Source organism: Streptomyces sp. NPDC007872, assembly GCF_042868165.1.
Classification (GTDB): domain Bacteria; phylum Actinomycetota; class Actinomycetes; order Streptomycetales; family Streptomycetaceae; genus Streptomyces.
In genome coordinates this window covers 851,274-876,017 of record NZ_JBIAEA010000001.1, presented here as the reverse complement: position 1 = coordinate 876,017, position 24,744 = coordinate 851,274, and the positions used below count along the sequence as shown (strand labels likewise).

Here is a 24,744-nt window from a genome sequence, read left to right as displayed (position 1 = left end):
TTTCGTCAGTTGCTACGGGGACGCCAAAGCGCCGGTCCCGGCCACCCGCGCGGGGCGACCGTGGACCGGCGCAGGGGCTCGCTACTTGCTGGCGGAGCCGGCGGCCTTGCCGAAGCGGGCCTCGAAGCGGGCGACGCGGCCGCCGGTGTCGAGGATCTTCTGCTTGCCCGTGTAGAACGGGTGGCACTCGGAGCAGACCTCGGCACGGATGGTGCCGTCGGTGAGGGTGCTGCGGGTGGTGAACGACGCGCCACAGGTGCAGCTCACCTGGGTCTCGACGTACTCGGGGTGGATCTCGCGCTTCAAGGTGTCTCCTATGTTCCGGGAGGGCTCCGGGTCGCTACCGCGGGTTGCGGCATGCGTGAACCGGGGCCGACGTACCAGTCTGCCAGGACCGGCCGCATCTCCCCAAACCGGGGTCGGGCCGGAGGTATTCCCGGGCTATCCCACGATGCCGTCGGCCGCCCCGGTGGCGGTGTCCTCCGTGGCGGAGGCGGGGACGGCCGCGTCGTCCTTGAGGGCCTTCCAGACCTGCCCGGACTGCTTCTCCAGGGGGACGACCCGGTTGGGGTCGATCCGGTCGTACGCGACGGGCAGGGTGACCATGTGGACGTTCCCGGCCCCGATGCCGGAGAGGCCCCTGGCGAAGCCCGTCAGCTCTTCGACGGAGTCGAGTTCGGAGTCGGGGGTGATGGCCCTGGTGGCGGCGTCGGCGAGGCCGAGGAGCTTCGCGGGGTCGCTCAGGACGCCGATGTCCTTGACCTGCGCGACGAGGGCCTTCACGAAGGCCTGCTGGAGCTGTATGCGGCCGAGGTCGCTGCCGTCCCCGACGCTCTTGCGGGTGCGGACGAGGCCGAGGGCCTGCTCGCCGTCGAGGGTGTGGGGGCCCGGCGCGAGGTCGAGGTGGCTCTTGTCGTCCTGGATGCGCTCGGTGGTGGTGATCTCGACGCCGCCGAGTTCGTCGATGATCTCCTTGAAGCCGGTGAAGTCGACCTCGACGTAGTGGTCCATGCGGATGCCGGACATCGCCTCGACGGTCTTCACGGCGCAGGCGGGGCCGCCGACCTCGTACGCCGTGTTGAACATGGCGCGGCGCCGGCCGGGAACGTCGGCGCCCCGGGCGTCGGTGCAGTCCGGCCTCGTGACGAGGGTGTCGCGGGGTATGGAGACGACGCTGGCCTTCTTGTGGCCCTCGTGGACGTGGACGACCATCGCGGTGTCGGAGCGGGCGCCGCCCTCGTCCTTGCCGTAGGCGTCGTTGTCGCCGGAGCGCGAGTCGGAGCCGAGGACGAGGATGTCCATCGAGCCGTCGTCGACGTCGACGGGGCGCTGGGGGCCGAGCTGGGCGTTGATGTCGACGCCCTGGATGTTGTGGTCGAGCTTCAGGTAGTACCCGTACCCGCCCCCGGCTCCGCCGAGGAGGAGGACCACGAGGGCCCCGGTGAGGAGGAACGTCGCCTTGCGGCGTCGGCCGCTGTTCGTCTGCTCGGTCATCGCCCGTCCTTCGGCCCTGGATTCACCTTCTGTGACGGCGGTGCGTCCGAAAGGGTTGCACGCGAATTCCCGGGCCCCGGGCGGGAAATGACACCGCGCCCACCGTGCGGGCACGGTGGGCGCGGTGGTCGGCGCAGGTCACGGCGGGGCTGCGGGCCGGGGCCCGGCCCCGCCGTGTGACGTGGATCTCGTGGACCGCGTCAGTCGTTGTTGTTCGCTCCGGGGGTGGTCTTCTGGATCTGGAGGAGGAACTCGCCGTTCGACTTGGTCTGCTTCATCTTGTCGAGGAGCAGTTCGATCGCCTGCTGCTGGTCGAGCGCGTGCAGCACGCGGCGCAGCTTCCAGGTGACGGCGAGCTCGTCGCTGCCGAGGAGGATCTCCTCCTTGCGCGTGCCCGAGGCGTCGACGTCGACGGCCGGGAAGATGCGCTTGTCGGCGAGCTTCCGGTCGAGCTTGAGCTCCATGTTGCCGGTGCCCTTGAACTCCTCGAAGATCACCTCGTCCATGCGCGAGCCGGTGTCGACGAGCGCGGTGGCCAGGATGGTCAGCGAGCCGCCGTCCTCGATGTTGCGCGCGGCACCGAAGAAGCGCTTCGGCGGGTAGAGCGCGGTCGAGTCGACACCACCGGACAGGATGCGGCCCGAGGCCGGGGCGGCGAGGTTGTACGCGCGGCCCAGACGGGTGATCGAGTCGAGCAGGACGACCACGTCGTGACCCAGCTCCACGAGGCGCTTGGCGCGCTCGATGGCCAGCTCGGCGACGGTGGTGTGGTCCTCGGCCGGACGGTCGAAGGTCGAGGAGATGACCTCGCCCTTGACCGACCGCTGCATGTCGGTGACCTCTTCCGGACGCTCGTCGACCAGGACGACCATCAGGTGGCACTCGGGGTTGTTGTGCGTGATCGCGTTGGCGATCGCCTGCATGATCATGGTCTTGCCGGTCTTCGGCGGGGCCACGATCAGACCGCGCTGGCCCTTGCCGATCGGCGACACGAGGTCGATGATCCGCGTGGTCAGCACGCCCGGGTCGGTCTCCAGGCGGAGCCGGTCCTGCGGGTAGAGCGGGGTCAGCTTGTTGAACTCCGGGCGGCCGCGGCCGGAGTCGGCGGCCATGCCGTTCGCGGAGTCCAGGCGGACGAGCGCGTTGAACTTCTCGCGGCGCTCGCCCTCCTTCGGCTGGCGCACGGCACCGGTGACGTGGTCGCCCTTGCGCAGGCCGTTCTTGCGGACCTGGGCGAGGGAGACGTACACGTCGTTCGGGCCGGGCAGGTAGCCGGAGGTCCGGATGAACGCGTAGTTGTCGAGGATGTCGAGGATGCCCGCGACGGGGATCAGGACGTCGTCGTCCGCGACCTGCGGCTCGCCGGCCTGGAAGTCGTCGCGGCCACGGCGCCCGCGGCGGTCGCGGTAGCGGCCGCGACGGCCCCGGCGGCCGCCGGCCTCGTCGTCGTAGTCGTCCTGCGGACCGGCCTGCTGGCCGCCCTGCTGACCCTGGCCACCGCCCTGACCCTGGCGGTCCTGGCGGTCCTGGCGGTCCTTGCGCTGGCCACCGCCCTGCTGGCCGCCGCCCTGCTGGTCGTCGCCCTTGCGGTCGCGCTGGCGGTCCCGGCGGTCGCGGCGGTCACCGCGCTCGCCGCGGTCCCGGCGGCCGCGGCCCTCGGCGCCGTCGACGGCGCCGTCGGTCCGGGTGTCGGTCTGCGCCTCGGCCCTGGCCTCGCGGTTCTCGGTACGGGCTTCCGTACGGGCCTCGGTCTTGACGGCCTGCGCGGTCTCGGCCGGGGCGGCGCCGTCCGGCGAACCGGCGGGGGCCGTGGCGCGACGACGGCGGCGCTCGCCGGCCGGCTGGTCGTCGCCGGCGCCCTGCTCCGACGGGGTCTTGGGCGAGGGCTGGCCCGGGATGTCGATCTGCTGCTGGGCGGGGGCCTTCTCGGCCTTCTCCGCCTTGGGGGCGGGGGCCTCGACGGCCGGCTCGGCGGCGGTCTCGCCCGTACGGGCCTTGGAGGTGGCGCGGCGCTTCGGCTTGGTCTCGGCGGCGTCGGCGGCCTTGGCCGGGGCGGCGGAGCCCCCTCCGGCCTGCGCCTCCTTGATGACCTCGATCAGTTGGCTCTTGCGCATGCGCGCGGTGCCCCTGATGCCGAGGCCGGACGCGACCTGCTGCAGCTCGGCCAGGACCATGCCGTCGAGGCCGGTGCCGGAGCGGCGGCGCCGTGCGGTGCCGCCGGTGGCAGCACCTGCGGCGGGCGCGGCGTTGTCGACACTGTTGTCGGCAGTCACGCCCATCAGATCGGTGGTGTCGCTCACGAAGGGTCCTTCCCTGGAGCGGACGTCGGCCATCTGGCTCGGCGACCGGTTGTGCTGTCCGGCAGGGTCCTGGTGTGTGGACCGAGTCCGGGGCGGTGGTCCCGCCGGGTGCGGCGGAAGAGAGGAAACGTGCTGTGGGTCCGGCCCGAGGCCCCCTGCTCGGCCCTCACGAGAGAAGAGCGAGGGGTGTCGTGCCGGTTCCGGAGCGTGCTCGAAACTGCTCAGGCGGGCTGCTCAGGCAGTTGGGGAGGCTCCCGGAAGAATGGGTGGTCCCTGAGGGGACACTGCGCACCGCTCCACAAAGAGGTCGGGTGCAGACTTGAGGTTAACACTACCGGCTCCAACACACATTCCCCCTCTCCCTCACCGGCAATCTCCTGACCCGGGCGCTGCCCGGCGCCCCGGCCCCGTCACCTAGGGCGCCAGCGGCAGGACGCACGCGCCGGACGCGTCGAGGTCGAGCCGGTTCGCGGCCCATCCCTCGCCCGCGAGCAGGGCGACCTTGTCGGCGGTCCCCCGCTCCGCCAGGGCGAGCACCGTGGGGCCCGCGCCGGAGACGACCGCGGGGACGCCGTCCGCGCGCAGGCGGTTCACCAGGGCGACGCTCTCGGGCATCGCGGGGGCGCGGTACTCCTGGTGCAGCCGGTCCTCGGTGGCCGCGAGCAGCAGCTCGGGGCGGCGGGTCAGGGCCTCGACGAGGAGGGCGGCGCGGCCGGCGTTGGCGGCGGCGTCCACGTGCGGGACGGTGCGCGGCAGGAGGCCGCGGGCGGTCTCGGTCAGCACGGGCTTCCCGGGGACGAAAACCACCGGAACGATGGAATCGGAGGGCTCCATCCTGATCGCCCGCGCCGCGCCGGACTCGGTCCAGGCGAGGGTGAATCCGCCGAGGAGACAGGCGGCGACGTTGTCGGGGTGGCCCTCGATCTCGGTGGCCAGCTCCAGGAGGGCGGCCTCGTCGAGCTTCGCGTCGCCGCCTATGGTCACGGCGCGGGCGGCGACGATGCCGGCGCAGATGGCTGCGGAGGAGGAACCGAGGCCGCGTCCGTGCGGGATGCGGTTGGCGCAGACGACCTCCAGGCCGCGCGGCTGCCCGCCGAGCAGGTCGAAGGCCGTGCGCAGGGAGCGTACGAGCAGGTGGCTCTCGTCGCGCGGGAGCGTCTCGGCGCCCTCTCCGGCGATGTCGACGTGCAGCCCGGAGTCGGCGACCCGGACGACCACGTCGTCGTAGAGCCCCAGCGACAGGCCGAAGGCGTCGAAGCCCGGGCCGAGGTTGGCGCTGGTGGCGGGGACGCGCACCCGTACGGCGGCGGCGCGGAACGCTGGACCGGCCATCGCTCGATGACTCTCCTTGATTGCGACAACGGGTATTTCAACGGGTATTTCAAGAGAAGTACACCGGGACCCGGCGGGCCGTTTCGGCCACGGGGGCGACAACGGCAACGACACCGCGCATATGCGTCGGGGCGGGTCGGTACAGCCTATCGAAGGAAGGTTCTGTGGCGACATAGGGCGCACAGGAGGCGCACGATGCGTGTCGCGGGCAACCTGTGCCCCTCTGTGCGTTCCTGATCGGGTTTCGCTCCGTGCGCCTTCCCCCACGGGGGACGCTCCGGCGAAGGAGGCGTCCCCCGCGGGAAGGAACGGGATCAGGCCAGGCCGAGGCGCTCGGCGGCGGCCGCGGCGTCGACCGGGACGGTGACCGGCTGCGGCGCGCCGGCGACGGCCCAGTCGGGGTCCTTGAGGCCGTTGCCGGTGACGGTGCAGACGATCCGCTGGCCGGGGTCGACCTTGCCCTGCTCGGCCGCCTTCAGCAGACCGGCGACCGAGGCGGCCGAGGCGGGCTCGACGAAGACGCCCTCCTGCGCGGCCAACAGGCGGTAGGCGCGCAGGATCTCACGGTCCGTCACCTCGTCGATGAAGCCGCCCGACTCGTCGCGCGCGGCGATCGCGTAGTCCCACGAGGCCGGGTTGCCGATGCGGATCGCGGTGGCGATCGTCGAGGGGTCCTTGACGACCTCGCCGCGCACGAGCGGGGCGGAACCGGAGGCCTGGAAGCCCCACATGCGGGGGCGGCGGGTGGCGAGGCCGTCCTCGGCGTACTCGCGGTACCCCTTCCAGTACGCGGTGATGTTGCCCGCGTTGCCGACCGGGAGGACGTGGATGTCGGGGGCGTCGCCCAGCATGTCCACGATCTCGAACGCGGCGGTCTTCTGGCCCTCGATGCGGACCGGGTTGACCGAATTGACCAGCGCCACCGGGTAGTTGTCGGAGAGGCGGCGGGCCAGGGTGAGGCAGTCGTCGAAGTTGCCGTCGACCTGGAGGATCTTCGCGCCGTGCACGAGGGCCTGGCCCATCTTGCCGAGCGCGATCTTGCCCTGGGGCACGAGGACGGCGGACACCATCCCGGCGCGCACCGCGTAGGCGGCGGCGGAGGCCGAGGTGTTGCCGGTGGAGGCGCAGATGACGGCCTGCGCGCCCTCCTCCTTGGCCCGGGTGATGGCCATGGTCATGCCCCGGTCCTTGAAGGAGCCGGTGGGGTTGGCGCCCTCGACCTTGAGGTGCACCTCGCAGCCCGTGCGCTCGGAGAGGACCTGAGCCGGAACGAGCGGCGTACCGCCCTCACGGAGCGTGACGACCGGCGTCGCGTCCGTGACCGGAAGGCGGTCCCGGTACTCCTCGATGATGCCGCGCCACTGGTGGGTGCCCTTGGTGGTCATGGGTCCTTACTCCCCTTCAACACGCATGATGCTGGCGACACCGTGCACGGTGTCGAGCTTGCGCAGCGCCTCGACGGTCCCGGAGAGGGCGGCGTCGGGCGCGCGGTGGGTGACGACGACGAGGGAGGCCTCGCCGCCTCCGTCCTGTCGACCGTGCTGGCGCACGGTGTCGATGGATACGCCGTGCTCGGCGAAGACCGTCGCGACCTGGGCGAGGACGCCCGGCTTGTCGGCCACGTCGAGGCTGATGTGGTACCGCGTGACGACCTCGCCCATGGAGCTGACGGGCAACTGGGTGTACGCGGACTCCCCGGGGCCGTTGGCCTCGTTGAGCTTGTTGCGGCACACGGCGACGAGGTCGCCGAGCACGGCCGAGGCGGTCGGCGAACCGCCGGCGCCGGGGCCGTAGAACATGAGCCGCCCGGCGGCCTCCGCCTCGACGAAGACCGCGTTGTACGCCTCGCGGACGGAGGCCAGCGGGTGGCTGAGGGGGATCATCGCGGGGTGCACGCGTGCGGTGACGGACCCGCCGTCGGCGGCCCGCTCGCAGATGGCGAGCAGCTTGATGGTGCAGCCCATCTCCTTGGCGGAGGCGAAGTCGGCGGCGGTGACCTCGGTCATGCCCTCGCGGTAGACGTCGTCGAGGCGCACGCGCGTGTGGAAGGCGATCCCGGCGAGGATGGCGGCCTTGGCGGCGGCGTCGAAGCCCTCGACGTCGGCGGTCGGGTCGGCCTCGGCGTACCCGAGGGCGGTGGCCTCGTCGAGCGCCTCGGAGTAGCCGGCGCCGGAGGTGTCCATCTTGTCGAGGATGAAGTTCGTCGTGCCGTTGACGATGCCCATCACCCGGTTGATCTTGTCGCCGGCGAGGGACTCGCGCAGCGGCCGGACCAGCGGGATGGCGCCGGCGACGGCGGCCTCGTAGTACAGGTCCTGCCCGTGCCGCTCGGCGGCCTCGTGGAGGGCCGCGCCGTCCTGGGCGAGCAGCGCCTTGTTGGCGGAGACGACGGAGGCGCCGTGCTCGAAGGCGGTGGTGATGAGGGTGCGGGCCGGCTCGACGCCGCCGATGACCTCGACGACCACGTCGACGTCCCCCCGTTTGACCAGGGCGGTGGCGTCGGTGGTGACCAGTTCCGGGGCGATGCCCTCGCGGACCTTGTCGGGCCGGCGGACCGCCACGCCGGCGAGCTCGACCGGGGCGCCGATGCGCGCGGCGAGGTCGTCGGCGTGCGTCGTCATGATGCGCGCCACCTCTGAGCCGACCACTCCACAGCCCAGCAGCGCCACCTTCAGCGGACGCGTACGCATCATCCGACCTCGTTTCTCGTCCTGCTTCGTATTTCTACGTTCGTGTTTCCGGAGTCCCTGCGGTGAGGACCAGTCTCACTCACCGGACGGGGGATTCCGCCCCTCGTCCGGATCGTGAGACATGGATTCCAGCACCCGACTATTTCATCATCCGACGTCCAGACGCAGGAGATCTTCCTCCGTCTCGCGGCGGACGATGACGCGCGCCTCGCCGTCGCGGACGGCGACGACGGGCGGGCGGAGCGCGTGGTTGTAGTTGCTGGCCATGGAGCGGCAGTACGCGCCGGTGGCCGGCACGGCGAGGAGGTCGCCGGGCGCCAGGTCGGAGGGCAGGAAGGCGTCCCGTACGACGATGTCGCCGCTCTCGCAGTGCTTGCCGACGACGCGGGAGAGCATCGGCTCGGCGTCGCTGGTCCGCGAGACCAGGCCGACGCTGTACTCGGCGTCGTACAGGGCGGTGCGGATGTTGTCCGACATGCCGCCGTCGACGCTCACGTACGTCCGCAGCCCGTCGAGCGGCTTGATCGTGCCGACCCGGTAGAGGGTGAAGGCGGTGGGCCCGACGATGGCCCGCCCGGGCTCGACGGAGATGCGGGGGGTCCGCAGCCCGGCGGCCTCGCACTCCCTGCCCACGATCTCGTTCAGCGCCTTGGCGATCTCGTGCGGCTCGCGCGGGTCGTCGTCGGAGGTGTACGCGATGCCGAGGCCGCCGCCGAGGTCGATCTCGGGCAGTTCGACGCCGTGCTCGTCGCGCACCTCGGCGAGGAGCCGCACGACGCGGCGGGCGGAGACCTCGAAGCCGGCCATGTCGAAGATCTGCGAGCCGATGTGCGAGTGGATGCCGACGAGTTCGAGCCCGTCGAGCTTCAGCGCCCGGCGCACGGCCTCGGCGGCCTGTCCGCCGGCGAGCGCGATGCCGAACTTCTGGTCCTCGTGGGCGGTGGCGATGAACTCGTGCGTGTGGGCCTCGACGCCGACGGTGACGCGGATCTGCACGCGCTGCCGCTTGCCGAGGGACTGGGCGGTGTGGGCGACGCGGACGATCTCCTGGAAGGAGTCGAGCACGATCCGCCCGACGCCGGCGCTCACGGCCTTCTCGATCTCCTCCTCGCTCTTGTTGTTGCCGTGGAAGGCGATGCGCTCGGCGGGCATGCCGGCGGAGAGGGCGGTGGCGAGCTCGCCGCCGGAGCACACGTCGAGGTGGAGCCCCTCCTCCTGGAGCCAGCGCACGACGGCCCGGGAGAGGAAGGCCTTCCCGGCGTAGAAGACGTCGGCGTCCGGCCCGAAGGCCTCGGCCCAGGCGCGGCAGCGGGCGCGGAAGTCGTCCTCGTCGAGGAAGTAGGCGGGGGTGCCGAACTCCTCGGCGAGGTCGGTCACGCTGATCCCCCCGACCGTGGCGACCCCGTGCTCGTTCCTCCCGACGGTCCGGGACCACACCTTGGGGTCGAGGGCGTTGAGGTCGCTGGGCGGGGCGGAGTAGTGGCCCTCGGGGAGGACGTCGGCGTGACGGGGCCCTGCGGGGTGGGCGGAACGGCTCATGTCTGCGTCTGCTCTTTCAGATCCGATCGGGTGCGCTGATGCCGAGCGCGGAGAGGCCACCGGCGAGCACCGTCCCGGCGGCTTCGGCGAGCGCGAGCCGGGAGCGGTGGGCGGCCGAGGGTTTCTCGTCGCCGAGGGGCAGGACGGTGTGCTGGAACGCGAGCAAGGCGTCGGCGACGGCTTCGAGGTGCCGGGCGACCCGGTCGGGGGCGCGGTGGCGTGCGGCGGAGAGGAGCGCGAGGGGGTGGTCGCGGAGGAGTCCGAGGAGCACCGGGTCGTCGCATTCCCCCGGCTCGGGCGGGAACCCGAGCTGCCGGGCGTTGACGAGCAGCCGGCGGGTGCGGGAGTGGGCGTACCTGACGCGGAAGAGCGGGTTGCGCTCGTGCGGGACGAGGAGGGGGGCGGGGTCGAGGGGCCGGTCGTGGGGAGCGGCCCGCAGAAAGGCCCAGCGCGTGATGTCGTCCCCGTACGCGCCCGGCTCGCCGGGCCGCACGTGCATCCGCTCGCCGTCGTGTGCCCCGACCTCGACGTCGGCCCCCTGGGAGCGCAGCAGCCGGGCGAGGGTCCCGACCACGAGGACGGCACGGGGACCGTCGCCCCCGGCGAGACGGACGGTGGTCCCGGCGAGGGCGGCACCGTGCCCGTACGAGGTCCCGGCGGCCAGGACCTCCCGTACGAGATCGGCGTCGGCGTCACCCCGCAGGGTGAAGTTCAGGAACCCGGGCCCGGTGATCTCGACGGCCCGGAGCCCGGGAACGCCGCGGAGCCGCTCTTCGAGGATCCCGGCGACGTCGAGGGCGCTGCGCCCGGCAGGCCGGGCGAGGGCGAGCGCGATGTTGCTGGCGTACTCCCCCGCTCCCCCGGGCCGGGCCCGCTCGATCGTCGCCCGGGAGGGCACGTCGACCCGCAGAGCACCGTCGCCGACCGCGCGGCGCACGGCGTGCAGCACGGTGAGGGAGAGCTCCGCGGGGGTCACGGGACAAGCGTAGGGGAGGAGGGGGGTGCCGACGCGAACCGGTTTCGCCATGCGGGCAACGGGGCACGGGCGCGGGCCGCGCCCCGGGGAGCGGATCAGTCGGGGCGGGACTCGCCGAGCCCTTCGACGGCACCGTCGAGAAGCGCGTCGCGGTCGGTGTCGCGGAGGCCGTCGTGGCCACCGTCCCGAAGCCCGTCATGGCCACCGTCCCGGAGGCCGTCCTGGGACGCGTCGGCCGCGGCGGCCGGCCTGGCTCCGCGGACCACGGCCGGTTCCTCTCCGGTGTCCGGCCCGACCGCGTCGGGACGCTCCCGCCGCTCGCGGTGCATCAACTGCCGCACGACACGGACGAGCTCGGCGGGCTCGAAGGGCTTGGCGAGGAAGGCGTCGACGCCGGGGGCGGCCCCGTCGGCGACCTCGCCGCAGGCGCTGATGAGGGCGACCGGCAAATCCCGGGTCCGGGGGTCGGCCCGCAGCCGCTCGGCCGTCCTGATCCCGTCGAGGCGGGGCATGACGACGTCGAGGGTGACGACATCGGGCCGAACCCGATGCACGACATCCAGACACTCGGCACCATCGGCCGCGGTCACGACCTCGAACCCCTCGAGTTCGAGATTGACCCTGATCAACTGCCGGATCACCTTGTTGTCGTCGACAACGAGCACCCGGCCGGACGCGCCTGACACACGAACGAGAGTAGGCCGCCCCCGACGACCGCGTCCGGCTTTTTCCCACTTCTGACCCGTGCGGGGGACACGCCCCCCGGTGACACCCCGGAAATACCTGTTCACAGGCACGCCCCGGGAGCTGGTAGGGTTCTACCCGTCGCCGCCGAACGCGGCGGACGCCCCCGTAGCTCAGGGGATAGAGCAACGGCCTCCGGAGCCGTGTGCGCAGGTTCGAATCCTGCCGGGGGCACTTCGCGAGAAGTGCCAGACAGGCCCCGTGATCAGCGGAAACGCTGAGAGCGGGGTTTTGTTGTGTGTGCGGGCGGGCATCCCTCGTCCGCGGTCCCCCCAAGCGGTCGATCCGAGTGGGCTTGTCATCGCGATAGGGCACCGTGCGGTTGCCCTGTACGCGGTCGGGGAAGTCCAGCACGGTGACCGGAACCGCTGGTGATGACGTCCACGCGTCGCAGCCCCCCTTCTCCTCTCCCCTTCCTGCTTCCCGGCAATGTCAGCCAGAGGCCGAAGATGGTGCGCCGCAGTCGGTGCTGGACGCCCACTGACCGTACGACCGCCAGAAGATGGGCCATGAGGCAAGCCAAAATCACGCTACTCGCCGACCGAAAAGACGAGGGTGCGCGTAGAAGGGCGCATCCGTCCCGTGAAGGCCGGAGACGGTGGTGACGGTCATCGCCCCTCCCAGGCCGGATGCCCGAGTGGACGGACGAAGATCCTGGCTTGCCCTGCTGGAGGGCCCGAGGTCTGGGAGTGGCACGGGCCCGGGAGGTCTCGCGCCGACAGGCCCGCGCGACCGTTTTCAGCGATACCGATCAATCGTTCTTTCCACAGAGCACCCGGTGGTACTCGACGCGCTCCGGTTCGATCCGGTGCCGGGGGTCGAAACGCAGCTCGTACAGGACCTCGTCGTCCCTGGTACGCCGCACCCTCCATTCCGGGTCTATGTAGATGGCGAGCCGATCGAACTGCTTGTGATGGTTGGGGCACAGGCACAGCATGTTGCTGAGCTGATCAGGGCCGTCATGCGGACTACCAATGCCCTGGATGTGGGCGGCCTCGCTGTAATGACCGACGAGGACCTCCAGCGGCTCCGAGCACACCTGGCAAGTGTCCTGGTGCCATTCCTTGACCTGCTTGATCAAGTCCGGGTTCCGTTCAGGACGCGTCCCCGTGACCGGGCGGCGCTTCACCGGTCCGGCGACCCCGTCGATCACGGCCGTAGCCTCGTCCAGCACCTCCTCGGTACCTCCGCTGGCACTGAGATAGCCACCGAGCCCGACGCGGTCAAGAACGAGCGGCCGAACAGCGGCCGGGAAGTACCTCGAGCTCAGCAGCTTGACCGCCTCGGCTCGGACACGTGCCTTGCGCAGCAGAGCAGCGGCGTCCGCCACGAACCCGGCCCTGGCTCCGGCCGCTCGAAGGGCTCTGGGTCCAGGGTCCTTGATGTCGTCCGCGATGCCCTCCAGTTCCCAGACTCCGCTGCTGCGCAGGTGGGAGAAGGGGTAGTGAGGGGTCGCCTGAGAACCGCCGCCGAACTCCGTCAGCAGCGTGCCGACCTCGTGCTCGAACACGTCCCAGGGCGCGAGCCTCTCCGCGCCTGCAGCCACGCGGCCGATGGACCAGAGCAGCGCGAGCGGCTTGTGCGGGGAGGGGCCGTCCTGCCGCGTGTGCGTCCGGAGGGCACCGAAGGCGTGGAGCAGCGCCTGCCTCTCCAGCTTGGACGGCGACACGACCGTCGACCGGCGGAGGGTAGGCAGCCCCGCGGTGGTAGCCGGCGCCGACCACGGCACACCGTGTTCGTCGATGAAAGCGCGCCGCTTCTCAGCGGATTCCAGGCGCAGACTGCGCAACGCGCCGTTGATCCCGAACGCGGCCAGGACAGGTCTCGCGTCCACCTGGAATTCGACCACGTCGCCGAGGGCGATCATGTGCTCCCAGGCGGCACCGTCTTCCTCATCCTTGCCCCAGAGTGCTTCGGCCAGGCGCGTGTTCCGGAACTTCTCCGTGATGGTGGCCCGCGCGATGAACTTCCACTGGTTGTAGAAGAGCACTTCGTCGCCGACCCGGCAGTTCCGCAGCGCTTGCCCCTTGGTGTTCCCTTCTGACGCGGCAGGCGTCGCACCCCAGAACCGCGCGGCACTGCCCTTCGGGAAGAGTTCTGCCAGCTTGGCCGCTTCCTCGCCCAGAAGGTGCTCGTAGTCCGCGAGGTTCACGCCTTCCTGGACGGTGTGCCGAAAATGTGCGCGCCCGCCCTTCCGGATACCCCGCGGCTGGAGCAGCCACTGAATGCCGCCACCCGCGACCGTTTCCCCATTGGACTGCCCCACCCCGTCGATCGTCATGGTGACCAGAATAATCGCGGGCACTGACAGCACTGCCGGACTTGATCGATTCCCGCCAACTCGGGATCCCGGCCCGACCCCACCCCTTACGATTTGAGACGAAGCTCGGACTCCGAGCAGGCACGAAATCAGCAGAACCGGCACGAAGAGGGACAAAACATGCGGGACGGCCGGTGGGTGACGGTCACCGAATCCGAGTTCCAGCATGAGCGGCGGGGCCTCGATGCCATCCGCCAGAAGCTCCGGGACAACGACCCCTGGCATGCCTGGTCGAACTTCACTTTCACCGCCGGCACCGGCCACGTCCGCGAGGTCGACCTCTTGGTGATCGCCCCGGGCGGGGTGCACCTGATCGAACTGAAGGACTGGCACGGCTCGGTCGAGTCCCGCAACGGCACCTGGCTGCAGACCCAGCCCGACGGACGCCAGATCTCCCACGGAAATCCCCTCCACCTGGCGAACAAGAAGGCCAAGGAACTCGCCTGGCTGCTCAAACAGCACGGCGAGCCGGTGTGGGTCTCGGAGGCGGTCTGCTTCACCGACTCCTCGCTGAGGAACCGCCTGCCCGCCCACGACCAGCACGGCGTCCACACCGTGCACCAACTGATCCAGATGCTGGAGGAGCCGCCGCGGGACGAACGCCGCCGTATCGACGGACCGCGGTCCCACAGGATCGCCAAGGCTCTCGAGAAGATCGGCATTGCACGCAGCGACGCCGAGTACAAGGTCGGCCCGTACCTCCTGCACCGCAAGTCGTTCGACTCGGGCCCGACCTGGGCGGACTATCTGGCCCAGCACAGCGACCTGCCCGAGGCCGCCCGTATCCGGGTGTACCTGCGGGAGCGCGGTTCGGACACGGAGATGCGGGCATCGGTCGAGCGGGCGGCACGGCGCGAGGCCGCCGTGCTGCGCCGGTTCCGGCACCCCGGAGTTGTACAGCTCAAGCAGTACGACCCGACCGGACACTCGGCGGGGCCCGCTCTGATCTTCGACTACGACCCGCGCACACTCCGCCTGGACGAGTACCTGATCCAGTACGGGGAGAAGCTGGACGCGCTGAGCCGGATGGCACTCGTCCGCCAGCTCGCCGAGACCATGCGCTCGGCACACAGCCGACGGCTCTACCACCGCACCCTGTCCGCCCACGCGGTCCACGTCATGCCGCGCGGCCGGGGCTCGGGCAGGGAGGGCGACGACGCCGGCTGGCTCGCTCCGCACCTCCAGATCTCGGACTGGCAGGTCGCCGTCCAGCGCAGTCCTGAGCAGGTAGGGCCGAGTAGCGGCGAGCGGTTCGCTCCGACCATGCTCTCGCGCGCGGGCGCACATCTCGCGGAGGCCGCGGATCCGTATCTCGCGCCCGAGCTGACCGCTCCCAAGGCCGACCCGGTGGCACTGGACGTCTACGGCCTCGGAGTCCTCACATATCTCCTGACCACCGGCAAGGCCCCGGCCGCCAGTCAGGCCGAGCTGATGGCCCGCTACGAGGCGGGGGAAGGGCTGCGCCCCAGCGCGGTTCTGGACGGTCTCTCGGAGTACATCGACGAGCTGGTACAGGCGGCGACGGCATACGACGTGTCGGCCCGGCTGACCTCGGTGGACGACTTCCTGGAGATGCTGGAGGTGGTGGAAGGGGTCCTGACCGAGCCTTCCCCCTCTGTTCAGCCTCCGCGTCCGGCCGAGCCCGCGCCCGTGCCTGTCCCCGAGAAGGATCCCTTGGAAGCGGTGGCGGGCGATGTCCTCGCCGGTCGCTGGGAAGTCCGTCGTCGGCTCGGCACCGGTTCGACGAGCCGCGCATTCCTCGTACGGGATCTCACCGCGGGTCCCGAGGTCCGCTTCGCGAAGTCGCTCGCCGTCCTGAAGGTAGCCGTCTCGGAGCGGAGCGGCGAGATCCTCAAGCGTGAGGCCGAGGTGATGGGGCGGCTGCGTGCCGACTCGCGGATCATCCGGCTGATCGAGCCGGAGCCGCAGAGCATCGGCGGCAGGACCGTTCTCGTCATGGAGTACGTCGGTGACGAGCGCGAGGCCGACGGCACACCGGCCGAGCCGGGCGCGACCCGGACCCGCCGCCGCGAGGAGACCGTCGCCCGCCAGCTGCGGGAGTTCGGCCGTCTCTCGGTCGACCAGCTGGAAGCGTACGGCGACTACCTGTTCGGCGCGGTGGACTTCCTCGAGGGCGAGGGTGTCTGGCACCGCGACATCAAGCCGGACAACATCGCGATCCGCATCCGCCCGAACCGCACCCGCGAGCTCGTCCTGATCGACTTCTCGCTCGCCGGATACCCCGTACAGGAGACCGAGGCGGGTACGGACGGCTATCTGGACCCGTTCATCGGCACGCTCACCAACCGGTCGGTGTACGACGCGCACGCCGAGCGCTACGCCGTCGCCGTCACGTTGCACGAGATGGCCTCGCGCGAGCTTCCGGTCTGGGGCGGTGGCAAGGTCTCGCCTCGGCAGACGAACGCGGAGAAGGAGCCGTACCCGGCCATCGCGCACGACGCGTTCGACCCGGCGGTCAAGGAGGGACTCGTCGAGTTCTTCCGCAAGGCCCTGCACCGGAACGCCGCACAGCGTTTCAAGGACCTGAAGCCGATGCGGGACGCGTGGAAGAAGATCTTCCTCGCGATGGACGAGGCGAAGCCGTCGTCGAAGCGCTCGCGTCCGCAGGACGAGGGGAAGTCCGCCTTCGAATCCGCTGACGCCTCGATCGCCGTGGCGGAGGAGGAGAGCGCGGAGGACCAACGCGACCGCCTCGCCGCCGGTGTCGACCGCGCCACCTCGATCTCCGCCTCGGGTCTGAGCCCGGCTGCCGAGTCCTTCGTCTACGGCCTGCAGGTCAATACCGTCGGCCAGCTCCTCGACTACAGCCAGCGGACCCTGGTCAACGCCCCGGGGCTCGGTGCGAAGACCCGCAAGGAGGTCCTCGGCCGGATCAAGCAGTGGCGGCAGCAGCTCGCCGAGCAGCCGGCCGCGCCGCTCACCCCCGAGGGCCGCAAAGCGGCGAAGGAGGAGTTGTCGGCAGCCGAGGCCGCTGTCGCCATCGCCGTGGCACGGACCGGCGCGGGCGGTGACAGTGAGCGTGCCCTCCGTACGGTCAGCCTGGACGCCCTCGCGACGATCTTCGTACCGGAGCTGAAGAAGGACGGCTCGAACCGCAACGAGTGCGAGATGGTCCGTCTGCTGCTGCGCCTCCCCGACGAACAGGGCGTACTGCCCGAGATCGGGGTCTGGCCCAAGCAGAAGGACGTCGCCGAGGCACTTCACCTGTCGGCCGGCCGGATCCCGCAGATGCTCAAGACACAGCGCGGGCGCTGGAAGCGGCACGCCGCCGTGCAGGCCCTGCGGTCCGAGACCCTGGAGCTGCTGCACGAGCTGGGGCGCGTCGCCTCCGCCGCCGAGATCGCGGACGCCCTCGCGGTGCGCCGTGGCACGGAGCTCCAGGAGCGGGAGCAACGGCGGGCACTGGCGCTCGCGGCGGTGCGTGCCGTCGTGGAGGTCGAACAGCTGACTCCGGACGAGGCCGCGTTCCGGCACGCCCCGAACCGGGACGCCTCCGACGAGGCCATGGGCGCCGGGTTGCTCGCCCTTGAGGTCGGCGACGAGGACGCACCGGAGACCCCGTCCGCCCCCGGGCTGCTCGACTACGCCCAGCGCCTGGGCCGCGTCGCGAACCGGCTCGCCAAGCTGGACACGCTGCCGACCTCGACGACCGTGCTCACCGAGCTGGGCTCGATCCCCCCACCGAGCACGGCGGTGGAGTGGGACGAGCGCCGTACGGTCGAGCTCGCCGCGGCCGCCTCGCTCAATGCCGCCGCGACTCCTCGTCTGGAGATCTACCCGCGTGACCTGCCGCTCGTACGGGCGCTGCGGCTGACCCAGGCCGGTCTGGTCCGGCTCATCCCGGGTCTGGCCCGCGAGCACCAGCCCGGCCTGACGGTCGACGACATCCACGAGCGGGTACGGGCCCGCTTCCCCGAGCTGCTCGACGAGCGCGGCGGCCACTCGCTCCCGAGGGACGGCCGGCTCACCAAGGCCCTCAAGGACGCCGGTTTCGACCTTGAGCTGTCGACGCGGGCGCGTATGCGGTCGTCCCGGTATCTGCCACGGCAGACGAAGGACGACTCCAGCTTCGTGACCCTCGGGAACCTGCGGAAGCCCACCGCCTTCTTGTCCGAGCACCGCTACGCCGACGATCTTCAGCTCGCGGACGCGGTGACGGCCGAGGAACGGCTGCTCGCCTCGGCGCCACGGGACGGTTTCCGGGTGCTGACAGTACGGACCGGTCTCGCGCCGGAGGCGATCGAGGAGGTGACGGGCACCCGCTTCGGCGCGGAACCCGTCTCGGTGACCGAGCTGTTCCTCGAGGCACTGCACGAGCTGGTGGACCGGAGGCCGAAGCCGACCTGGGAGACGATCCTGCGGGCGGATGTGGCGGAGCCCGGTTCGAGGGCGGCGATGAAGTTCGCCGAGTACGCGGGAACGGCGTGGGGCGCGGTCGAGCCCCGGCTGACCGAGCTGCTGTCGAGCGGTGTGCGGGTCCCGCTGCTCCTGACGGACGCGGGCTCGCTGGCACGGTACGACGCGATGGGCGTCCTGAACCGGCTCGCTGAGCGATCGCGTGGCGGCGGGCGCGGCCTGTGGCTGCTGTGCCCGCAGGACGACCCGGCGCGTCCGCCTAGGCTGGGGACGGTGGCGGTGCCGTACCAGGCGGGGCTCGGCGAGTGGGTCGTACTGCCCGACTCGTGGGTGGAGAACGCCCACCGGTCGGGAGCGCGGCGGGGCGGTGGCGCGCGGGGCGCTGATGGATTTGGGACTACGGGGATCACCGGGACGACCGGGGCTATGGGAGACGAGGCGAAGTGATCGACCGCGATGCGCTGAAGGCCGACCTGATCAAGCAGGTCAAGGCGGTCGAGGGGGACCTCGGCAGGCAGGTGAAGGACGGCGAGGCCGTCGCCAAGCCGCTGCTCACCGAGTACAAGAAGCTGCTGAAGGCCGATCGCGAGGGCACCCCGGAGTGGGACGCGTGGCTGGAGCCCCGGATCGCCGGGTTCGAGGACGACCGCGCCGAGCGTGTCCGCGTCGCGGGGCGGCTGCTGAACGAGCATGACCGCGCGTTCAATCTTGGTCGTACGGCAGCGTCCTGGAACGCATGGCTGGACGAGCGGATCACGCAGGTGGCGGTGGCGTGGGTGCTCGGCACGGTGTTCGTGCGCTTCTGCGAGGACAACCTGCTGATCCCGGAGCCGTACCTGGCGGGCCCTGACGCCGAGCGCCGGGACCTGGCGGAGGCGCGGTACGCGCAGTACGTGGCCGACGAGCAGGATCCGACGTTCCGTGGGTGGCTGGAGCGGGCCTTCGAGGAGATCGGCGCGGGCGAGGCCGGCAAGCTGCTCTTCAACAAGCGGCGGAATCCGCTGTACCAGATCCCGCTGTCGCACGACGGGGCGCGGGCACTGGTGGAGTTCTGGCGGGAGCGGGACACCGCCGGCCTGCTGGTGCACGACTTCACGGACCCGCTGAACGAAGACGGCACGGAGGGGTGGGACACCCGGTTCCTGGGTGACCTGTACCAGGACCTGTCGGACGCGGCCCGGAAGACGTACGCACTGCTGCAGACGCCGGAGTTCGTGGAGAAGTTCATCCTCGAACGGACAATGGACCCGGTCGTGCGGGAGATGGGCGGGCGCGTCGGCGAGCTGAAGATGATCGACCCGACGTGCGGGTCCGGTCACTTCGTGCTCGGCGCGTTTAAGAAGATGGTGAAGCTGCTGGGTGAGCGGCAGGTGGGCGTCGAGCTGCACACGCGCGTGCGAATGGCGCTGGAAGCGGTGCATGGCGTGGACCTCAACCCGTTCGCCGTGGCCATCGCGCGGTTCCGACTGCTGATGGCGGCGATGGCGGCGGCGAACATCCGGACGCTGGCGGAGGCGGGACGGTACGACTGGCCGGTGCACCTGGCGGTGGGCGACTCGCTCATCAAGGTGCGGCAGATGGAGTTCGGCCTGCTGGGGGCGGCGGGGCAGGGAGATCTGGAGTTCGTCGCGGATCAGCGGGATGAGCTGGCGGAGTTCTCTTACTCGACGGAGGACATCCACGAGGACCAGTTCAAAGGCATCTTGGAACTGGGGCGTTATGACGTGGTGGTTGGCAACCCACCTTACATCGCCGTGAAGGATAAGAGCCTTAATGCTCTCTACCGAGAGCTGTACAAGTCCTGTTCGGGAAAGTACACACTATCGGTACCGTTCGCCGAACGATTCTTCCAGCTCGCGAAGGTTGGGGAACCTGATGGCCGCGGATTCGGAATGGTGGGGCAGATCACTGCAAACTCCTTCATGAAGAGGGAGTTCGGCACGAAACTTATCGAGGAGTACTTCACGCACAAGGTCGAACTAACAGAGGTGATTGACACTTCAGGGGCTTACATCCCTGAGCACGGAACACCTACTGTGATCTTGATTGGGCGCCGCAGGGCAGGAAGTAGTCGCGGAGAAACAATCCGCACAGTGCGAAGCATCCAGGGAGAACCCGCCGTGCCGGACGACCCGGAGGACGGCTTGGTTTGGGGTGCAATTATCGATCAGATCGACAAGCCTGGTTCAGTCAGTCCGTGGGTGTCGGTTGGCGACCTGGAACGCAATCGCTACTTTGGAAAACAGCCCTGGATCTTGACAGATGGCGGCCTGGAGATGGTCGAACAGCTTGCACTTCGGTCAAAATGCACCCTCAAAACCATTTCCTCCGAGGCAGGGATTTCCGCTGTAACTGGAGAAGACGACCTCTACCTCCTCCCCCTCAACGGTAGCGCGAACCGGACGCGCGTCGAGCACACCCGCCCTATGGTGACTGGGGATGCCGTCCGTGATTACCGGCTAACTCCAGCTTATCAAGCAGTATGGATGTACGGGGAAGACTTTAAGGTGCTTCCACTAGCACAAATCCCTACCACCGAAAAGTACCTACGACCCTACTGGTCTAACATTTCCCGCCGCCGCCGCTTCGGAACACCGATGCTCCAAAAGGGAGCAACTTGGTACGAGTGGCAAGAGCTTTACCCTTCCAAGCTCAAAACTCCGCTGACGATTACATTCGCTTTCGTGGCAACGCATAATCATTTCACGCTGGACCGAGGCGGAAACGTCTTCATCCGAACCGCACCGGTCATCAAGCTGAAGGAAGACGCGAGCGAAGAGGTTCACATCGGCCTGACGGGACTATTGAACAGCTCCGCAGGCTGCTTCTGGCTGAAAATGGTCAGCCACAGCAAGGGAACAGAGGGCCACCAGTCTGGCATCAAGACGGAACTCTGGGAACAATTCTACGAGTTCACGGGGACAAAACTGCAGCAGTTCCCGATCCCTGACAGGTACCCCACCTCCCTGGCTTCCACTCTTGACGACTTGGCTCACGAGCTGAGCTCTGCCGCACCTAGCTCACTGGTGCATACAGACGCGACCCCCACAGCTTCATCGCTCCTAGCAGCCCATTCCGTGTGGGAGGATAGTCGCGCCCAGATGATTGCTCTCCAGGAGGAACTGGACTGGCGGGTCTACTCGATCTACAGCCTGCATCCCGATGACCTTTGTGCTCCGAAGGATCAAGTCCCCAATCTCGCCCTTGGTGAAAGAGCCTTTGAGATCGTGCTTGCTCGGCGGGTTGAGGCCCAAGAGGCATCCGGCGAGTGGTTTCACCGTCATGGGGCCAAGGCCATTACCGAGATGCCCGACCACTGGTCCGATGCCTATAAGGCCGTCGTTCAGAAGCGCATCGATGTGATCGAGACCAGCCGTGCCATTGGCATGATCGAGCGGCCCGAATACAAGCGGCGCTGGGCGACCGAGGGCTGGGACGTGCTTCAGGAGCGCGCCCTCAAGTCCTGGCTGCTCGATCGGATCGAGACGCGTGACTACTGGTTCGACGGGAACGGCCAGCCAGCCATCCTCGCCCTGCACCAGCTCACCGACCTACTCTCCCGCGACGAGGACTTCGTGTCCGTCGCCGAGATCTACGCGCCCCGACAGGAACTCGCGACCGTCGTTGCGGATCTCCTCTCCAAGGAGCACGTCCCCTTCCTCGCCGCCCTGCGCTACAAGCCCGCCGCGCTCAAGAAGCGCGCCGACTGGGAGCACGTCTGGGACCTCCAGCGGCAGGAGGACGCCGCCACCGACGAGTCCGAGAAGCGGAAGATCCGGGACTCAATCCCCGTGCCGCCGAAGTACACCTCGGCGGACTTCCTCAACGCCTCCTACTGGAAGGCGCGCGGCAAGCTCGACGTGCCCAAGGAGCGGTTCATCTCGTACGCGACCGGGGCCATCTCCGGTACGCCCCAACTGTTCGGCTGGGCCGGCTGGGATCACCGTGAGCAGGCGCAGGCGCTCGCCACGTACTTCACCACCCACGACGAGCTGTCGACCGAGGAGCTGACCCCCCTCCTCGCGGGACTGCTTGAACTCCAGCCCTGGCTTACCCAATGGCACAACGAGTTCGACGGCCTGTATGGCGGCTCCCCCGCAGCCTTCTTCGAGGGTTACCGGGCTGCCAAGCAGGGCGAGCACGGTCTGACCGACGACGACCTGCGCGACTGGCGTCCTCCGGCCGCCACCCGAGGCCGCCGGCCGGCCAAGGGCTGAACCTCGCCGTGGCTCCTCCTCCCCACTCGGAGGAGGAGCCACCGTCGTCAAGAACCCGGTCGCGCGCTGTAGAGCGGGAGTCCGGTTGTGGTGAGCTCGCCTCCCAGCTCCTCGGGGAGCGGGACATCCTCGCTGTACCTCCCGTGTACGACCGCCTTGTACTCGCCCTCTCCCGGGCGAGTGAACAGCGACCACGTGCCCGTGCGCGGATCGATCTGCAAGACTCGAGCGACGCGCGCGGCCGCGTACCAAGCGGTCTTCTCGTTGATCCCTTTCAGCCGCTCGTTCGGTGAGATCACTTTCACCGCCGGCTCGACCGCGTCCGCGTCCAGCAGCCAGCCGTCCTCGTCCTTGAACGAGCGCGGCCCAATGGTCAGGTCCGGGGTCGAGTAGTCGTCCGGGTCCCCCGGCATGGGGACGGATACGTTCTCGTACGCCTCGTGCTTGGCGGCGAGGCCGGGGCGGATGGTGTCGCGTAGGTCGATGACAATCCCGGCCTGCTTGCCACTTGGGCTCGGGGACATCACCAGCGCTCCCCCGATGATCTCCACACGCGTCCCGGTCGCCTGTTCGAGCTTTTCGGCGGCTTCGCGCAGGTGTCCTCGGCGGACTGGAATTGGGTGGGCAGCGGGGCTAACCAAGGTGTCTCTTCCCTGCTTGTGTGGAGCACGTGCGGGCCAGGACCTGATTCGCGAGGAGCCCGCCACTCTAGGACAGTGCCCGTACCGCCAGCGGCTCCGCCGCCGGCACCCGCAGCAACGGGCCCTCGTCCAGACCCAGTACGACCGCCAGCCCGCCCGTCGCGTACCGTTCCGTCCCCACGCTGCGGATCGTGCGCCACTCGCCCCACACCCGTACGGACTGGCCCGCCCGAACCGTGATGGCCGCGACCTCCGTCGTTCTCGGCGGAGGGGCCAGCTCCGGAGCCTTCAGCTCCGCCCACACCGTCTTTCCGATCCCGGCGGCGCGCGGGCTGACACCACACCTGTGCGTCAGCGCGTCCACGAGGATGAGCCCGCGCCCCTCGGTGTCATCCTCCCGGGGCTCCTGGATCTCCGGGCGGCCCTCCCCCGCGTCGCTCACCTCCAGGCGGAGGAGTCCGTCCCCCGTGGAGTGCGCGATCCGGATGCCCACCTGCCGGTTACTCGGCACGCGCACGCGCAGCGCGTTCGTGACCAGCTCGGAGAGGACGAGCTCTGCGGTTTGCACGACGTCCTGACCCGCGCCCCAGTCTCCGAGCACGGCGTTCAGCACCGCCCTGGCTCTGGACGCGCTGCGCAGGCGGCGGGATAGCCGGAAGGCGACTTCGTTGAGTGTGGACACAGCAACCCCCTGAGGGTCGATGACTGCCAATCAAGTCTCGTGGTTCAGGGCGAGGTTCAAGCCTCGATGCCCAGAGAGTGCCGCGATACATCCATCAATGCAACGTTGAATGGATGATCCAGCCCAACATTCATCCGTTTAGGTAATCTGCCGCCACCAAGGCCATGGCCCTGATAGGGAGTTACCTATGACGAACGTGAAGCCATCCACCGTGCTCGGTCGCCAACTCGGCGACGAACTCCGGCGTTTCCGTGAGGCCGCAGGTCTCACGACCGCCGCCTCCGCAGAGGTGCTGGACTGCACCAAGGGCAAGATCAGCCGTATCGAGAACGGACACGTGCCGGTCCGAACGCCCGACCTGGTCGCGCTCATGCACGCATACGGAGTGGACGATCTTGCCGCTCGCGAACGCCTCACGGCGCTGGCTCGGAGGGCCAATCGACGCCGACGTGAAGGCTGGTGGCACGACTATGGCTCCGTGCTCGGTGACTCGTACCGCGATCAGATCGAGATGGAGGCCATCTGCGACAGGATCCGGACCTACCAGGTGCAACTCGTGCCCGGCCTTCTGCAGACCGCGGAGTACGGGCGTGCCGTAACCGTGGCTTCGCGTACCTGGGAGACCGCCGAAGAGATCGACCGCTTCGTCGAGGTCCGCCTTGCCCGGCAGCAGCGGCTCACCGGCGAGGCTCCTATCGACTACTGGGCGGTCCTCGCAGAGGGCGTCCTTCGCCAGGAGGTCGGAGGCCCGACCGTAATGCGGGCACAGTTGGAGCACATGGCCGCCATGGCGGAGCTGCCCAACATCACCATCCAGGTCCTGCCGTTCTCGCGGGGCGCGCACTCGGGTATGTTCGGCCCGTACCTGCTGCTGAGTTTTCCGCAGATGGCGTCGCTTGACCTGGTACTGACGGAGACCCCGACCGGCAACATCTGGACGGAAGGGGAGTCCGAGGTCAATAGCTATCGGGGGCTTTTCGACGACGCACGCACCACTGCGCTGCCTCCGACGGAATCACTCGAGCTGATCCGCCGCATCGCCAAGGAGCACAGACCATGAACGAGGCCCGCGTCGCTCTGTCCGACCTTGCCGGAGCGGCTTGGCGCACCAGTAGCTACAGCGGCGGCCAAGGCGACTGCGTCGAGGTCGCTCCCAACCTCCCCCGCCTCGTCCCCGTCCGCGACAGCAAGCGCCCCGCCGGCCCCGCCCTCGCCTTCACCCCCCGCGCCTGGGAGACCTTCCTCTCCCAGCTGGGCTGACCCCGAGCCGCCAGCCGTAGCCAGCCCGCCCCGCGACCCCCCACCGGTTACGATCGAGGCGGGCCGCAGGCCGTGACAGCAGTAACGCCGGTCTTCAGGCACTCCCCGAGGCCGTACCCATACCACGCGTGACCATGGGGAGCACCCGAGCGCCATCCGTCACCGCCCGCGG

The 24,744-nt window shown here is 69.6% G+C and carries 16 protein-coding genes and 1 tRNA gene; 5 read left to right on the top strand and 12 right to left on the bottom strand.

The window, feature by feature from the left end:
• Nucleotides 1-81 precede the first annotated feature (81 nt).
• The 9 genes from rpmE to ACFYNX_RS03485 all read right to left on the bottom strand — a co-directional run bounded on the left by rpmE (nt 82) and on the right by ACFYNX_RS03485 (nt 11,017).
• Complete coding sequence (gene rpmE, locus ACFYNX_RS03525; RefSeq protein WP_125661789.1) at nt 82-306, bottom strand: 50S ribosomal protein L31; 225 nt, start codon at nt 304-306, stop codon at nt 82-84.
• Between the two features lie 135 nt (nt 307-441).
• Nucleotides 442-1,494, bottom strand: a complete 1,053-nt coding sequence (locus tag ACFYNX_RS03520) for an LCP family protein (protein WP_388657209.1) — start codon at nt 1,492-1,494, stop codon at nt 442-444.
• Between the two features lie 200 nt (nt 1,495-1,694).
• The gene (gene rho / locus ACFYNX_RS03515; RefSeq protein ID WP_388657206.1) at nt 1,695-3,794 is read right to left on the bottom strand and encodes a transcription termination factor Rho; all 2,100 of its coding nucleotides are present in this window, start codon (nt 3,792-3,794) and stop codon (nt 1,695-1,697) included.
• Between the two features lie 414 nt (nt 3,795-4,208).
• Nucleotides 4,209-5,126: a homoserine kinase gene (gene thrB, locus ACFYNX_RS03510; RefSeq protein WP_125661798.1), complete on the bottom strand. Its 918-nt coding sequence runs from the start codon at nt 5,124-5,126 to the stop codon at nt 4,209-4,211.
• Nucleotides 5,127-5,440: 314 nt separating this feature from the next.
• The gene (thrC, locus tag ACFYNX_RS03505; RefSeq protein ID WP_365541388.1) at nt 5,441-6,511 is read right to left on the bottom strand and encodes a threonine synthase; all 1,071 of its coding nucleotides are present in this window, start codon (nt 6,509-6,511) and stop codon (nt 5,441-5,443) included.
• A gap of 6 nt (nt 6,512-6,517) precedes the next feature.
• On the bottom strand, nt 6,518-7,819 hold the full coding sequence (locus tag ACFYNX_RS03500; RefSeq protein ID WP_388657202.1) for a homoserine dehydrogenase: 1,302 nt from the start codon (nt 7,817-7,819) through the stop codon (nt 6,518-6,520).
• 144 nt (nt 7,820-7,963) lie between these two features.
• The gene (gene lysA, locus ACFYNX_RS03495) at nt 7,964-9,355 is read right to left on the bottom strand and encodes a diaminopimelate decarboxylase (protein ID WP_388657199.1); all 1,392 of its coding nucleotides are present in this window, start codon (nt 9,353-9,355) and stop codon (nt 7,964-7,966) included.
• A 16-nt stretch (nt 9,356-9,371) separates the two neighbouring features.
• Nucleotides 9,372-10,331 carry an ArgS-related anticodon-binding protein NrtL gene (nrtL, locus tag ACFYNX_RS03490; protein ID WP_388657196.1) on the bottom strand — a complete coding sequence of 320 codons (960 nt, stop codon included), beginning with the start codon at nt 10,329-10,331 and terminating at the stop codon, nt 9,372-9,374.
• A gap of 95 nt (nt 10,332-10,426) precedes the next feature.
• Complete coding sequence (locus ACFYNX_RS03485; protein ID WP_388657193.1) at nt 10,427-11,017, bottom strand: response regulator; 591 nt, start codon at nt 11,015-11,017, stop codon at nt 10,427-10,429.
• A 160-nt stretch (nt 11,018-11,177) separates the two neighbouring features.
• On the opposite strand from ACFYNX_RS03485, the gene ACFYNX_RS03480 reads away from it, so the two are divergent.
• A tRNA-Arg gene (locus tag ACFYNX_RS03480) sits at nt 11,178-11,249 on the top strand.
• Nucleotides 11,250-11,826: 577 nt separating this feature from the next.
• Here the strand turns inward: ACFYNX_RS03480 and ACFYNX_RS03475 are convergent.
• Nucleotides 11,827-13,356: an HNH endonuclease gene (locus ACFYNX_RS03475; protein ID WP_388657190.1), complete on the bottom strand. Its 1,530-nt coding sequence runs from the start codon at nt 13,354-13,356 to the stop codon at nt 11,827-11,829.
• A 159-nt stretch (nt 13,357-13,515) separates the two neighbouring features.
• Here ACFYNX_RS03475 and pglW point away from each other — a divergent pair, with 159 nt between their 5' ends.
• Together pglW and pglX are read left to right on the top strand one after the other, a co-directional pair.
• A complete protein-coding gene (gene pglW / locus ACFYNX_RS03470; protein WP_388657187.1) occupies nt 13,516-18,219 on the top strand; it encodes a BREX system serine/threonine kinase PglW in 4,704 nt (1,567 codons plus the stop codon).
• Nucleotides 18,216-21,989 (top strand): BREX-2 system adenine-specific DNA-methyltransferase PglX, encoded by a 3,774-nt coding sequence (gene pglX, locus ACFYNX_RS03465; RefSeq protein WP_388657184.1) that lies wholly within the window; start codon nt 18,216-18,218, stop codon nt 21,987-21,989. Before pglW ends, pglX begins: the two co-directional genes overlap by 4 nt.
• Nucleotides 21,990-22,036: 47 nt before the next feature.
• Here the strand turns inward: pglX and ACFYNX_RS03460 are convergent, their stop codons facing one another.
• Both ACFYNX_RS03460 and ACFYNX_RS03455 read right to left on the bottom strand, forming a co-directional pair.
• Nucleotides 22,037-22,630 (bottom strand): Uma2 family endonuclease, encoded by a 594-nt coding sequence (locus ACFYNX_RS03460; protein ID WP_388657182.1) that lies wholly within the window; start codon nt 22,628-22,630, stop codon nt 22,037-22,039.
• 67 nt (nt 22,631-22,697) lie between these two features.
• Nucleotides 22,698-23,312 carry an ATP-binding protein gene (locus ACFYNX_RS03455; RefSeq protein WP_388657179.1) on the bottom strand — a complete coding sequence of 205 codons (615 nt, stop codon included), beginning with the start codon at nt 23,310-23,312 and terminating at the stop codon, nt 22,698-22,700.
• Between the two features lie 187 nt (nt 23,313-23,499).
• On the opposite strand from ACFYNX_RS03455, the gene ACFYNX_RS03450 reads away from it, so the two are divergent.
• Nucleotides 23,500-24,372: a helix-turn-helix domain-containing protein gene (locus ACFYNX_RS03450; RefSeq protein ID WP_388657177.1), complete on the top strand. Its 873-nt coding sequence runs from the start codon at nt 23,500-23,502 to the stop codon at nt 24,370-24,372.
• A complete protein-coding gene (locus tag ACFYNX_RS03445) occupies nt 24,369-24,572 on the top strand; it encodes a DUF397 domain-containing protein (protein ID WP_388657174.1) in 204 nt (67 codons plus the stop codon). The genes ACFYNX_RS03450 and ACFYNX_RS03445 overlap by 4 nt, the downstream gene beginning before the upstream one ends.
• Nucleotides 24,573-24,744: the final 172 nt, after the last annotated feature.